The sequence below is a fragment of the Mycobacterium venezuelense genome, assembly GCF_054919535.1.
In genome coordinates this window covers 286,526-298,684 of sequence record NZ_JBONDW010000009.1, presented here as the reverse complement: position 1 = coordinate 298,684, position 12,159 = coordinate 286,526, and the positions used below count along the sequence as shown (strand labels likewise).

The 12,159-nt window shown below is 67.0% G+C and carries 13 protein-coding genes; 7 read left to right on the top strand and 6 right to left on the bottom strand.

Going from position 1 to position 12,159, the window contains the following annotated elements; translation table 11 throughout:
* Positions 1-33 precede the first annotated feature (33 nt).
* Complete coding sequence (locus ACRCUN_RS17650) at positions 34-759, bottom strand: fasciclin domain-containing protein (protein WP_462142905.1); 726 nt, start codon at positions 757-759, stop codon at positions 34-36.
* Positions 760-903: 144 nt separating this feature from the next.
* Positions 904-2,232 (bottom strand): MFS transporter, encoded by a 1,329-nt coding sequence (locus tag ACRCUN_RS17645; protein ID WP_462142926.1) that lies wholly within the window; start codon positions 2,230-2,232, stop codon positions 904-906.
* Between the two features lie 39 nt (positions 2,233-2,271).
* On the opposite strand from ACRCUN_RS17645, the gene ACRCUN_RS17640 reads away from it, so the two are divergent.
* Both ACRCUN_RS17640 and ACRCUN_RS17635 read left to right on the top strand, forming a co-directional pair.
* On the top strand, positions 2,272-3,228 hold the full coding sequence (locus ACRCUN_RS17640; protein WP_462142904.1) for a GlxA family transcriptional regulator: 957 nt from the start codon (positions 2,272-2,274) through the stop codon (positions 3,226-3,228).
* Positions 3,229-3,259: 31 nt separating this feature from the next.
* On the top strand, positions 3,260-3,781 hold the full coding sequence (locus ACRCUN_RS17635; protein ID WP_462142903.1) for a gamma carbonic anhydrase family protein: 522 nt from the start codon (positions 3,260-3,262) through the stop codon (positions 3,779-3,781).
* On the opposite strand, the gene ACRCUN_RS17630 is transcribed toward ACRCUN_RS17635, so the two are convergent.
* A complete protein-coding gene (locus ACRCUN_RS17630) occupies positions 3,753-4,790 on the bottom strand; it encodes an aldo/keto reductase (RefSeq protein ID WP_462142902.1) in 1,038 nt (345 codons plus the stop codon). The two genes, ACRCUN_RS17635 and ACRCUN_RS17630, sit on opposite strands and share 29 nt — an antisense overlap.
* Before the next feature lie 79 nt (positions 4,791-4,869).
* Here ACRCUN_RS17630 and ACRCUN_RS17625 point away from each other — a divergent pair, with 79 nt between their 5' ends.
* Complete coding sequence (locus tag ACRCUN_RS17625; protein ID WP_462142901.1) at positions 4,870-5,466, top strand: TetR/AcrR family transcriptional regulator; 597 nt, start codon at positions 4,870-4,872, stop codon at positions 5,464-5,466.
* Between the two features lie 13 nt (positions 5,467-5,479).
* Here the strand turns inward: ACRCUN_RS17625 and ACRCUN_RS17620 are convergent, their stop codons facing one another.
* On the bottom strand, positions 5,480-6,292 hold the full coding sequence (locus tag ACRCUN_RS17620) for a glutamate ABC transporter substrate-binding protein (protein WP_462142900.1): 813 nt from the start codon (positions 6,290-6,292) through the stop codon (positions 5,480-5,482).
* A gap of 175 nt (positions 6,293-6,467) precedes the next feature.
* Between ACRCUN_RS17620 and ACRCUN_RS17615 the strand changes: the two genes are divergently transcribed.
* The 3 genes from ACRCUN_RS17615 (at position 6,468) to ACRCUN_RS17605 (ending at position 8,676) form a co-directional block, all read left to right on the top strand.
* Positions 6,468-6,767 (top strand): hypothetical protein, encoded by a 300-nt coding sequence (locus ACRCUN_RS17615; RefSeq protein WP_462142899.1) that lies wholly within the window; start codon positions 6,468-6,470, stop codon positions 6,765-6,767.
* Between the two features lie 146 nt (positions 6,768-6,913).
* Positions 6,914-8,035, top strand: a complete 1,122-nt coding sequence (locus ACRCUN_RS17610) for an NAD(P)H-binding protein (RefSeq protein WP_462142898.1) — start codon at positions 6,914-6,916, stop codon at positions 8,033-8,035.
* Entirely contained in the window at positions 8,032-8,676 is a 645-nt protein-coding gene (locus ACRCUN_RS17605) for a CPBP family intramembrane glutamic endopeptidase (protein WP_462142897.1), read from the top strand. Before ACRCUN_RS17610 ends, ACRCUN_RS17605 begins: the two co-directional genes overlap by 4 nt.
* Here ACRCUN_RS17605 and tet(V) read toward each other — a convergent pair.
* Together tet(V) and ACRCUN_RS17595 are read right to left on the bottom strand one after the other, a co-directional pair.
* Entirely contained in the window at positions 8,673-9,956 is a 1,284-nt protein-coding gene (tet(V), locus tag ACRCUN_RS17600) for a tetracycline efflux MFS transporter Tet(V) (RefSeq protein WP_462142925.1), read from the bottom strand. The genes ACRCUN_RS17605 and tet(V) overlap by 4 nt on opposite strands.
* A gap of 151 nt (positions 9,957-10,107) precedes the next feature.
* Entirely contained in the window at positions 10,108-10,932 is an 825-nt protein-coding gene (locus tag ACRCUN_RS17595) for an enoyl-CoA hydratase (protein ID WP_462142896.1), read from the bottom strand.
* Between the two features lie 87 nt (positions 10,933-11,019).
* On the opposite strand from ACRCUN_RS17595, the gene ACRCUN_RS17590 reads away from it, so the two are divergent.
* Positions 11,020-12,111, top strand: coding sequence for a CaiB/BaiF CoA transferase family protein (locus tag ACRCUN_RS17590; protein ID WP_462142895.1), 1,092 nt, complete (start codon positions 11,020-11,022; stop codon positions 12,109-12,111).
* Positions 12,112-12,159: the final 48 nt, after the last annotated feature.

Below are 12,159 nucleotides of genomic sequence, written 5' to 3'. Positions count from 1 at the left end.
GCGAAGTTTCGGGGGCTTTTCGGGTACGAGAACTCAGCCGATTGGCGCGTCCGCCGCAGGCGTCGGCGCGGGCGCGGTCGTCGTCGTGGTTGTGGTGGTCGTGCTGCTCGTGGTCGTGACGCCCGGGGTGATCGGCGCGGGCGGGGAATTCGGATCCAGCACCGTGTCGATCAGGTAGATGCGGGCGTTCTGGGCTTGGATGGGACCGCAGACGAGCTTGGCGACGTCGTTGACCTTGATGTCGCCGCCCTTGCCGGTCACCTTGACCTCAGCGCCCTGCTGCGTGGGCCGCTGACCCTTGACGTCGTCGGCGCCGAGCAGGCCCAGGAACGCGTGGTAGTAGTCGAAGCTCGTCAGCGCGGCCGGATCGGCCTTCAGCGCATCGAGCTTGCCGGGCTCCATCGCCGCGAATGCCTCATTGGTGGGCGCGAAGATCACGTACGGGCCGTTGTCGAGCACCGGCACGATGTTGACTGCGGGGTTCAAGCCACCGGAGATCGCGGCGTTGAACGTGCTGATCTCGGGCAGGCTGGCCAGGACCTGGCCGGCCGGCAGTTCCGACAGGTTCTTCCACTCGGGGTGTGCCTTCTTGAAGGCGTCACAACCCGAACCATGCGGATCGGGAATCTCGACCACCGGAGCCGCCGTCGTGGTGGTGGGCTCCGCCGGTTCGGCGTAAGCGGTGATCGCCAAGGGCAGCGAAGTGGCAATCGCGGCGATCGCCGCGGCTACCCCCAAGGTCTTGGTGCGAGTGTTCATTGCTGGGGTTCCTCCCGCTCATGCCGGCCTGTGTACGTCGGCTGCCGGTGACGCGCCATTCAGCCGGAACGCGAGCACCTGCAAGCACAAAATGCCTCGGCGTTCCCCGCGGCGCCGCATCGGATGTTAAAGGCAACGTTATGGTTACGGCAAAGCAGAGCTGTCGGCAGATACCGGTTCTGCGGCCTTGACCTGGGCTTTCCCAATACTGGCAGAGAACGCGGCAGCGACGAAACACAGGCCCGCGGCCATATAGAAGGCCATGTCGTAATTGCCGTTCAGATCGCGCAGCCAGCCGGCTCCCGCGGCCGCGATGGCCGCGCCGATCTGATGAGAGGCGAACACCCAGCCGAAGACCACGGGCGTGCGGTCACCGAAGTAATGCCGGCACAGCACGATGGTCGGCGGCACCGTCGCGACCCAGTCCAGGCCGTAGAAGATCACGAACACCCACGTGCTCGGTTCGGCCTGCGGCGAGAGCAGCGACGGCAACAGCAGCAGCGACACCCCCCGTCCCGCGTAATAGACGAGCAACAGGAGCCTGGGGTCGACGCGGTCGGTGAGCCATCCCGAGAACACCGTGCCGACGACATCGAGGATGCCGATCGCGGCCAGCAGGCCCGCGGCGACAGTGGTCGGCATGCCGTGGTCATTGGCGGCCGGAATGAAATGGGTGGCGATCAGACCGTTGGTGGTCATGCCGCAGATCGCGAAGCTGACCGCAAGGAGCCAGAACGCCGGAACGCTCGCGCCAACCCGCAGCCCGTCGAAAGCCGCTTTGAAACTGCTCGCCGGGACGGCCGGTGGTGGCCCGACGGCAGCAGAACCGTACGGGGCGAGGCCTTTGTCGCTGGGGTAGTTGCGCATGAACACCGCGACGAGTGGCACGACGGCCAGGGCAGCGGCCGCCACGATCAATGAGGCCCACCGCCAGCCGTGGCTCGTGGTGACGGCGGCGACGATCGGCAGGAAGATCAGCTGGCCGGTCGCGCTTGCCGCGGTGAGCACGCCCGTCACCAGGCCGCGGCGCTGTTCGAACCAGCGCGTCGCGATGGTCGCCACGAATCCCATCGAGATCGAACCAGTGCCGACGCCGACCAGCACGCCCCACAGCACCACCAGCTGCCAGCTGGCGGTCATCGTGATGCTCAAGGCCGAACCGGCCGCGATCATCAACAGCGACGCCGTCAGGACCGGCCGCACGCCGAATCGGTCCATCAGCGCGGCCGCGAACGGCGCGGTCAGCCCGTACAACATCATGTTGACCGACATCGCGAGGCCGACCGTGCCGTGCGTCCAGCCGAACTCGTGGTGCAGCGGGTTCATCATCACGCCGGGGATCGACCGGAAGCCGGCCGCTCCCAGGATCGCCACGAAACTCACCGTGGCGACCACCCAGGCCCAGTGAATGCGGTTCAACGTCAGCCTCACCCGATCACTGTCGCGGACCGGACCGTAAGCGGCCAGTGGCATAAATGACATCAATCGTTAAAAACATGCCAGAATGCGAACATGCATCGCGTCGTCGTCCTCTTGCTCGAACCGGTGATCGGATTCGACGCGACCATCGCGCCGACGCTGTTCTCCAACGCCACCGATGCCGACGGCGCACCGCTATACGAGCTGGTGACGTGCGGACTGACGTCGGGCCCGGTCGCGACCACCACGGGCTTCGCGATGGTCCCTGCCGCCGGCCCGGAGGCGTTGGCCACTGCCGACACCGTGGTGATCCCGGGTACGCGGTATCCGCAGGCCCGGCTGGAGGGCGTCCTGGGCGAGGAACTGGCGGCCGCACTGAACATGATCCGGCCCGGTACGCGGCTGGTGTCGATCTGCACCGGGGCCTTCGTGTTGGCCGCGGCCGGATGGCTCGACGGCAGGCCGGCCACCACGCATTGGCAGCATGCCGAGACCCTGCGTTCGATGCATCCGAAGGTGATGCTCGACGAGAACGTGTTGTTCGTCGACGACGGCGACCTGCTGACGTCGGCGGGCCTGGCCGCCGGAATCGATCTGTGCCTGCACATCATCCGGACCGATCACGGCGCGCAGGTGGCGAACACCGTCGCACGCTATTGCGTGGTGCCGCCGTGGCGCGAGGGCGGTCAGGCCCAGTTCATCGACCGCCGGATGCCGGTCACCGATCAGGCGTCGACCGCGGCCACCCGGGAGTGGGCGCTGAGTCATCTGCACGAGGACCTCACCGTGCAGCGGCTGGCCCGCCACGCGCACATGAGCGCCAGAACGTTCAGCCGCCGCTTTCACGAGGAGACCGGCCAGGCACCGGGGACGTGGATCCGCAACCGCCGGCTCGATCGGGCCAGGGAGTTGCTGGAATCCCACGATCTGCCGGTCGAGGAGGTCGCCCGGTTGTCCGGTCTCGGCACCGCGGGCAACCTGCGCCACCACCTGCGGCGCGGGCTCGGCATGTCGCCGTCGAGCTACCGCAAGGTGTACCAGGGGGCGTGACCGCGACATCCGGCTGTTTACGATGGCCGCCATGCCTGAGCCGCTGATCGTCACCGTCCTTGGCCACACGCCACATCTGGATTCCGAATCCTGGGTGGCGCCGAATGCCACTGTGATCGGGCAGGTTTCGCTGGCCGCCGGGGCCAGCGTCTGGTACGGGGCAACCTTGCGCGCCGAGTCCGAGCCCATCGAGGTCGGCGCGAACAGCAATATCCAGGACGGTGTCACCGTGCACGTCGACCCCGGTTTTCCGTGCCGCATCGGCGCTGGGGTGACGGTCGGGCACAACGTGGTGCTGCACGGCTGCACTGTCGAGGAGGACAGCCTCGTCGGTATGGGTGCGGTCGTGCTCAACGGTGCGGTCATCGGTGCCGGATCTCTGGTGGCCGCGGGTGCCGTCGTGCCACAGGGCATGGTGGTTCCGCCGCGATCACTGGTGGCCGGAGTGCCCGCCAAGGTGCGCCGTGAGCTCACCGACGACGAGGTCGGTCACAACCAGTTCAACGCCAAGGCCTACACCCACCTCACCGATCTACACCGATCGGCGGGTTGAGCCGCGCGAACCCCTCCTGCCGGAAGTAGGGAAAGTACGGGTACGGAGCCTCGCGGCGGCTTGCCGCGTCGAGCCGCGAGACCTGGTCGGCGTCGAGCTGCCACCCGACCGCTCCGAGGTTGTCGCGAAGCTGGCGCTCGTCGCGCGCTCCCACGATGACCGACGATACGGTCGGCCGGCGCAGCAGCCAGTTCAGCGCGACCTGGGGGATGGTCTTGCCGGTTTCGGCGGCGATCGCGTCCAGTACGTCGACGACGCCGTAGAGCAGTTCGTCGTCGACCGGCGGGCCCGCGTCGGCGGTGGCGTGCAGCCTGCTGTGCTGCGGGAGCGGCTTGCCGCGACGGATCTTTCCGGTCAGCCGGCCCCAGCCCAACGGGCTCCACACCAATGCGCCGACGCCTTCCGCCGCGGCAAGCGGCATGAGTTCCCACTCGTAGTCGCGGCCGATCAGCGAGTAGTACACCTGGTGCGCGATATACCTTGGGCGATGGTGCTTTTCGGCCAGGTCCAGGGATTTCATCAGTTGCCAGCCCGAGAAGTTGGACACGCCGGTGTAGCGCACCTTGCCCTGTTCGACGAGCGCGTCGAGCGTTTGCAGCACTTCGTCGATCGGGGTGAACGCGTCGTAGGCATGCAGCTGGAACAGGTCGATCCGGTCGGTTTGCAGCCGCTGCAGGGCAGCGTCCACCGCGCGCAGCAGTCGCGACCGCGACGTGCCCCAGTCTTGGGAACCGGTCGGCAGGGCTGCTTTGGTGGAGATCAGGACGCTGTCGCGGCGTCCGCGCAACGCCGCACCGAGCACCTCTTCTGACGCGCCGTCCGAGTACACATCCGCGGTGTCGAACATCGTGATGCCGGACTCGAGGCATAAGTCGACCAACGCGCGGGCCTGCTCGATCCCGGTGTTGCCCCAGGCCCCGAAGAACTCTCCGCGCCCGCCGAAAGTCGCTGCGCCGAAACTCAGTTCGGACACCGTCAGGCCCGAGTTGCCCACCCTGCGATATTCCATGCCGACTCCTTAATGAAACCACATTCCCGATAGTTGACTCTAGCACTAATGGGAACAGTGTCCTATTAAGATGGTGTCGATGGCTGGCGAACGACCGGGTGGACGCACCGCAGCAGTGCGCGAGGCGGTGCTCCGCGCGGCCGCCGACCTACTGATCGAGACGGGCCTCGGCGGCCTCGAGCTCACGGCGGTGGCCGAACGCGCCGAGGTCGGCAAGTCGACCGTCTACCGCCGTTGGGGATCGGTACCGGCACTCGTCGCCGACCTGCTGGCCGACATGGCCGAACAATCTTCGCCGCGCGCCGACAGCGGATCGCTGCGCGGCGACCTGCGGGCCAACGCCGCGCTGGTGCGGCGCACCTTGACCGACCCGCGTCAGGGCCCGCTGTTCAAGGCCATCATCGCTGCCGCGACCTGTGATCGGCGCACCGCTGACGCGCTGCAGGTCTTCTACGACCGGCGCATCGCGGAGTGGTCCGGTTGCGTCGTCGATGCCGTCGATCGAGGTGAAGCGCCGCCCGGAACCGATGCGGCTGCCGCCGTCAAGCAGGTTTCCGCCCCGCTCTACTACCAGTTCCTCACCAGCACAAGACCACTCACCGTCGCCGACGCCGAGCGTGCGGTCGACGCGGCGATTGCGGCGATCGCGGCCGGGGTGTACGTCGCGCCGGACTGAGCCAGGGTGACTGCTAGGTCTGGTCGACTTGGGGTGGCTGCGGCGCGGGCAGTCCCGCGGGTCCCAAATTGGTATCCCACGCCACTTTCCAGTCTCCATCTCGCTGCATCTTCACGATCGCATCATTGATCTTGGCGCGAAGATCGTTGTCGCCCTTCTTGATCCCGATCCCGTACCGCTCCTCGGAAAACGGGTCACCCACGACATTGAAGAGGCCGGGCTCTTGTGCCGCGTATCCCGCCAGGATCGTCTCATCGGTGGTGACCGCGTCGATGACGCCGTTCCTGAGGGCGTCGATGCAGGCTGAGTACGTGTCGTACTCCTGGATCTGCACGCCTGGATACTCGTCTTTGATCCGTTGCGCAGGAGTCGATCCGGCGACTGAGCACAGCTTCTTGTTGTTCTGCAGCGACGCCGCGCCGACGATGTCGGTGGTGTCGGACCGCACCAGCAGGCTCTGGCCGGTGATCAGATACGGTCCGGCGAAGTCGATCTTCTCCTTGCGCGCGTCGGTTATCGAGTAGGTCGCGACGACGAAGTCGACCTGGTCGTTCTGGATCAGCGTCTCGCGCTGTGCGGACGGCGCCTCTTTCCATTCGATCTGGTTCTCGTCGAAACCGAGCTCTGTCGCGACGAATTTGGCCACGTCGACATCCAGTCCGGTCATCGTTCCGTCCGTGCCTTTGAGGCCGAGCCCCGGTTGGTCGAACTTCGTCCCGATGACGAGCTTGTCACTGTCCTGGTCGCCGCCACACGCGGTGACCGACAGCGGCATGGCAATCGCGATCGCGATGGCGACGGCTATGCGCGCCGAGAGGATGGGCATGGTCGGTCCTTCCGCGGCCGAGCATCACAAGCCGGTGGCCGTATCGTCGTTCTTCCGGTATCTTCTGCGGCGGAAATATTACCATGTGAGGAAAGATTCCCTACTGGGGAAACCTGCGGGCGCGATCGTGCTCGGCGGCGGCGCAATCAGACTCACACTGCTGTGAAGGACTCTTATGCGAAAGTTGCGCTACGCCACAACGGTTGCGGCACTGGTTTGTTCGGCGTTCGGCCTGTTGCCCGGCCTCGCATCCGCCGAATCGGCCAATGAGACGGCCGTGGGAAACACCATCAGCAAGCTGGCTTCGAAAGGCTATCGGGTGATCGTCCACCGAACGGGTAGCGCGTCCCTCGATCAGTGCGTCGTCAGCCGGGTTCGGCCGGGGGCCGCGTTCAGTCGGCCCGCTCCCGGCGCAGGCGGCGACAACGCCAGAATCGTTACCAGCAAGACCGTTTACCTCGACGTTGCCTGCTGACTGTCCGCTGCCCCACGCTGTCAATTCCGCAGCAGCTCAAAACCACTCGCCGCGGTCGATGGCCGGCGTGTGGTCACTGCGGCGATTGCCGCGACCGCGGCCGGGGTATACGTCGCGCCGAGATGAGCGTGAGGACAAGGCGGAATATGCGGATACTCGTGGCCGGTGCGACCGGTTATGTGGGGTCGAGGCTGGTCACGGCGCTGCTTGCGGAGAACCATGATGTCGTGGTGGGCAGCCGTCACCGCGCCCGGCTGGCCGACTTCGGGTGGTATCCGCACGTCGACGCGGTGGCGCTCGACGCCGACGATCCTGAGTCGGTTGCGGGCGCATTCGCACAGGCCGGCCCGATCGACGTCGTCTACTACCTCGTACACGGCATCGGCAGGCCCGGGTTCCGCGAAGCCGACAACCTGGCGGCAGCCAACTTCGCGACTGCCGCGCGCGACGCGGGTGTGCGCCGCATCGTCTATCTCGGCGGCTTCGTGCCGGACGACGACGCGCTATCCGAGCATCTCGCTGGGCGCGCCGAGGTGGCTCATGCGCTGACCGTGGACGGCGGGCCGGAGGTGGTGTGGCTGGGCGCGGCGATGATCATCGGTGCGGGTTCGACGTCGTTCGAGATCCTGCGCTATGTGGGGGACCGGTTCCCGGTGATGCCGATCCCGCGCTGGATGGCCAACCTGATGGACCCGATCTCGATTCGCGACGTGCTGTACTACCTGATGGCGGCCGGGGACGCCGATCGGGTGCCTGCCGGGGCGTACGACATCTACGGGCCCGAACGGACGACGTATCGCGACTTGTTGGCAACGTACGCCCGCCTGGCAGGCAAGCGTCGGGTCGGGATCCCGGTCTTCGGCGTGGCGACCGGTTTGGCGTCGCGCGTGTCGGCGCTCGCCCTGCCGGTTCCCGACGGGTTGGCCGCCGATCTGACTGCGTCCCTTGATCATCCGATGACGGCAGCGGGTGACGGCATCCGCGGCCTGGTGCCTGATCCACCGGGCGGCCTGCTGGCCCTCGACGAAGCGCTCGTGTTGGCACTGTCGAGCAGGCGGCGCCGCCCGGTCAACGCACTGGCCGACCCCCATCACCTGGCCGACACGGATCCGGACTGGGCAGGCGGCGACGCTTCGCGCATCCGGCAGTTCACGCCCCCGTTTGTCCGCCCCGCTCTCGGCTTGCTCCCGCCGATGCCCGGTCCGATGGCGGCCGTACTCCGGTCGGGACTCGACATCGTGTTCGGCCTGGTGGTGAAACGGGTATGACGGTGGTGATGGCCGACCAGGAAACGCACACCGTGGTGTTGCGCAGGCGGATCGTGGTCGGTGTCGTGTTGGTCGCCGGTGCGGTGCTTCAAGCCTATTCGCTCGGACGTCAGCCCGGCGATACGTCGTTCTACTGGCTGACTTTGACGATGGCCGCGGTGTGGACCATCGGCGCGGTCGTGTCCGGGCCGCTGCAGGTCGGCCGCCATCGGCGCCCGTTGGTGCTCGGCACCGTCGTCGGACTCGGGCTCGGCGCAGTGTTCGCCGTCGGCGGGCTGATCGCCCGGCTGATTCCCGGACTGCGCGAATATGTCACTGCCGTACTCGAATTCGCCAACCACGGACCGCTGCTGGTCATCGTGTTCATCACGGTGGTCAACGGGGTCGCCGAGGAGTTGTTCTTCCGCGGCGCGCTCTACTCCGCTCTGGGTAACCACTATCCGGCCGTCATCTCGACCGTGATCTACGTCGCCGCGGTTATGGCGGCAGGCAACCCGATGCTCGGCTTCGCGGCGATTCTGCTCGGTGCGGTATGCGCCTATGAGCGCCGAATAACCGGTGGCGTGCTCGCGCCGGTGCTGACCCACTTCTTCTGGGGCCTGATGATGGTGCTCGTCCTGCCACCGATATTCGGCGTCTAACGCAGCGGGTGCGCGAGCTCGTCGCGGGGCATGCGGGCGGCCGTGAGCGCGACGAGCGCCAGTAGGACCGGCGCGATGCCCGACACCAAGAAGATCGTCTCCATGGAGATGACCTTCGAGAGTGGGCCGACGATCGCGAACGACAACGGCATGAACGCCAGCGAGACGAAGAAGTCCAGGCTCGACACCCGGCCCAACATCTCCCGCGGCACCCGGCGCTGCAGCAGCGTGCCCCAGATCACCATGCCCGCACCGTCGGTCACGCCGACGACGAACGTCGCCAACGCCATCAACGGGAACGACGAGGTGTAGCCGACGACCACCAGCGGAGCGGAACCGAGGCCCCACATCACCATCATCGTCGTGAGATAGCGGCGCGGCATCCGTCGTGACGACACCGTCAATGCGCCGAGCGCACTGCCGACACCGAAGAACGCCAGGATGAATCCGTAAGCCCGTGCGCCGTCGGCGAAGCGGTCCTGCGCGATGAACGGCAGGAGCACCTCGATCGGTCCCAGCACGACGAGCACGAACATGCTCGCGAACAACAGTGTCCACAGGAGCCATCGGGTGCGCAGCATGAAGACGAACCCGTCGCGCAGGTCGCGCAGGACATGGGGCTGCTGTTGGGTAACAGGCTGTGCCGCAGCCGAATCCGCGTCCGGCCGGGTGGCCACCAGGAGCGCGAGCCCAAGGCCGAACAGCACCGCGACGACGATCGCACCCACGTACGGGATCGTCGCCCCGATCACCATGCCTGCGACGGCCGGGCCGACCGAGCGCTGGAAAACCGGTCGCACCACGCCTTCCACGCCGTTGGCGGCCAACAGCTGTTCGGGCGGCAGGATGCGCGGCAGGATCGCGCTGTATGCCGGGAAGAAGAACGCCGCGGCGATGCCGAGAATGGCTGCGGCGACCGCCATATGCCAGATCTTCAGCGTGCCCAGCAATCCCAGCACCGCGACGATCGACACGGTGACGAAGTTGACGGTCTCGACGGCGATGATGATCGTGCGCTGATTGAACCGATCCGCGGCGATGCCGCCCACCAGAACGAACGCGACCAGGCCCGCGCCCAAGCAGGTCGCGACCAACGACAGTGACGTCGGGTCGTTGTCGATCGCGATGACCTGCAACGCCATCACGACCGACCACATGCCCTCGGCGAAGATCGACAGCGCCACCGCGGCGATGAGCAGCCGGTACTCCCGGATCCGGAAGGGTGCGAGCACACGCCACCCGCCGGTCTCGCGCACCGGCTGCTGGATGTCGTGTTGCATGCTCACAACACTCGATGGTGCCCACCCGAAGGCTTTTCAGTCCACCGATTTTCGATCGCGAGCAGTCCCCCGCAAGCGGGAGGTGCCCCCAGCGCGGGTACCTCAAAATGCGCGTTGACGGGTACGTATGCGTCTGCTCGCGCAAGGAAACTCAGGAGTCGGTGAACTCCGGGCGCCGGTTCTGCTGGAAGGCCTTGGTGCCCTCACGGAAGTCGTTGGAAACCAGGAGCTGCAGCTGCCCTTCGCGCTCCCGCGCGAACGCGCCGTCGAGTTCGGTGAGCGTGGCCGCATTGACGGCCTGCTTGGTTTTGCGCAACGCCACCGCGGGCCCCGACCGCAGCTTGGAGATCACCTTGTCCACCGCGGCGTCGAACTCCGCCGCCGGGTACACGCCACTGATCAGACCCCAGTCGTAGGCATCGGCGGCGGTCAGTCGATCGGCGAGCAATGCGAGGCGCATGGCCCGGATGCGGCCGATGTTCGCCGCGACCAACGCCGACGCGCCGCCGTCAGGCATCAGCCCGATCTTGGTGAAGGCCAGCAGGAAGAACGCCTGATCGGAGGCCAGCACGATGTCGCAGGCCAGTGCCAGTGACACGCCGACCCCGGCGGCAGGCCCCTGCACCACGGCGACAACCGGTTTGGGCAGCGCCACGATGGAGCCGACGGCACGGTTGGCGGCGTCGAGCACGCCTGCGGCGTCGTGGCTCTTGGCGTTCTGATCCTCCTCGCTGATGCCGGCGCCCGAGCTGAACCCACGGCCGGCCCCGCCCAGCCGCACGACGCGCACCGCAGGGTCGGTCGCCGCGAGCTCCATCGCCTCGGCGATCGCGGTCAACATGTCCTGCGTCAACGAGTTCAGGCTGTCGGGCCGGTTGAGGGTCACCGACAGCACGCCGTCGGCGAGCGACACCGAAACGGCGTCGATGCGGGGATAGGAGGCGGTGCCGGAGTCCCTGGAGTCAACAGTGGTCATTGCTGCACCCTAAATCTGGCGACAAGGTTATACAAGTAAGCTATGTCGCGGTCAACTGAGGCCCAACACGCGAAGGGGCGGTAGAGCATGACAGGACCATTGCACGGTTTGCGCGTCGTCGAGCTGGCCGGTATCGGCCCCGGCCCACACGCGGCGATGATTCTCGGCGATCTGGGTGCCGACGTAGTGCGTATCGAGCGGCCGGGCAAAAGCGGGGGAGTACCCGCGGGTGACCGCGATTCGATGCTGCGCAACCGCCGTTCGGTGGCCGCCGACCTTAAAAGCGACGAGGGCCGCGAGCTGGTGCTGCGGCTGATCTCGAAGGCCGACGTGCTGATCGAGGGCTACCGGCCCGGTGTCACCGAGCGCCTCGGCCTCGGCCCCGACGACTGCGCCAAGGTCAACGACAAGCTGATCTACGCCCGGATGACGGGCTGGGGTCAGACCGGTCCGCGTGCGCTGCAGGCCGGCCACGACATCAACTACATCTCGCTCAACGGGCTCCTGCACGCGGTCGGTCGCAAGGGTGAGCGGCCGGTCCCGCCGCTGAACCTGGCCGGCGACTTCGGCGGCGGGTCGATGTTCCTGCTGGTCGGGATCCTGGCGGCGCTGTTCGAGCGCCAGGCGTCGGGCAAGGGCCAAGTGATCGATGCCGCGATGGTCGACGGTTCGTCGGTGCTGATGCAGATGATGTGGGGCTTCCGGGCCAACGGTCTGTGGTCCGACGAACGCGGCACCAACATGCTCGACACGGGTGCGCCCTACTACGACACCTATGAGACCGCGGATGGCCGCTACATGGCGGTCGGCGCGATCGAGCCGCAGTTCTACGCCGAGCTGCTCAAGGGGCTCGGGCTGGACGCGGCCGATCTCCCGGGCCAGAACGACATCGCCCGGTGGCCCGAGCTGCGTGAGGCGTTCACGAAGGCGTTCGCCGCCCACGACCGCGATTACTGGGCTGAGGTGTTCAACGGCACCGACGCGTGTGCCACGCCGGTGCTGAGCTTCGCCGAGGTGCTCACCGAGCCGCACATCGCCGAGCGCGACACGTTCTACGACGACGCGGGCAATCTGCAGCCGATGCCTGCGCCGCGCTTCTCGCGCAGCACGCCGGCGCAGCCCACCCCGCCAGGCGAACGCGGAGCGGACACCGAGGCAGTCCTGCGCGACTGGGTATAAAGTCCCAACCAACCAGTGGGTCGGCACAGGGCCGGCCGGAAAGGAATG

Coding starts and splice junctions, on each gene's coding strand:
- ACRCUN_RS17650 (WP_462142905.1), bottom strand. CDS start 759: ATGAACACTCGCACCAAGACCTTGGGGGTAGCCGCGGCGATCGCCGCG.
- ACRCUN_RS17645 (WP_462142926.1), bottom strand. CDS start 2,232: ATGCCACTGGCCGCTTACGGTCCGGTCCGCGACAGTGATCGGGTGAGG.
- ACRCUN_RS17640 (WP_462142904.1), top strand. CDS start 2,272: ATGCATCGCGTCGTCGTCCTCTTGCTCGAACCGGTGATCGGATTCGAC.
- ACRCUN_RS17635 (WP_462142903.1), top strand. CDS start 3,260: ATGCCTGAGCCGCTGATCGTCACCGTCCTTGGCCACACGCCACATCTG.
- ACRCUN_RS17630 (WP_462142902.1), bottom strand. CDS start 4,790: ATGGAATATCGCAGGGTGGGCAACTCGGGCCTGACGGTGTCCGAACTG.
- ACRCUN_RS17625 (WP_462142901.1), top strand. CDS start 4,870: ATGGCTGGCGAACGACCGGGTGGACGCACCGCAGCAGTGCGCGAGGCG.
- ACRCUN_RS17620 (WP_462142900.1), bottom strand. CDS start 6,292: ATGCCCATCCTCTCGGCGCGCATAGCCGTCGCCATCGCGATCGCGATT.
- ACRCUN_RS17615 (WP_462142899.1), top strand. CDS start 6,468: ATGCGAAAGTTGCGCTACGCCACAACGGTTGCGGCACTGGTTTGTTCG.
- ACRCUN_RS17610 (WP_462142898.1), top strand. CDS start 6,914: ATGCGGATACTCGTGGCCGGTGCGACCGGTTATGTGGGGTCGAGGCTG.
- ACRCUN_RS17605 (WP_462142897.1), top strand. CDS start 8,032: ATGACGGTGGTGATGGCCGACCAGGAAACGCACACCGTGGTGTTGCGC.
- ACRCUN_RS17595 (WP_462142896.1), bottom strand. CDS start 10,932: ATGACCACTGTTGACTCCAGGGACTCCGGCACCGCCTCCTATCCCCGC.
- ACRCUN_RS17590 (WP_462142895.1), top strand. CDS start 11,020: ATGACAGGACCATTGCACGGTTTGCGCGTCGTCGAGCTGGCCGGTATC.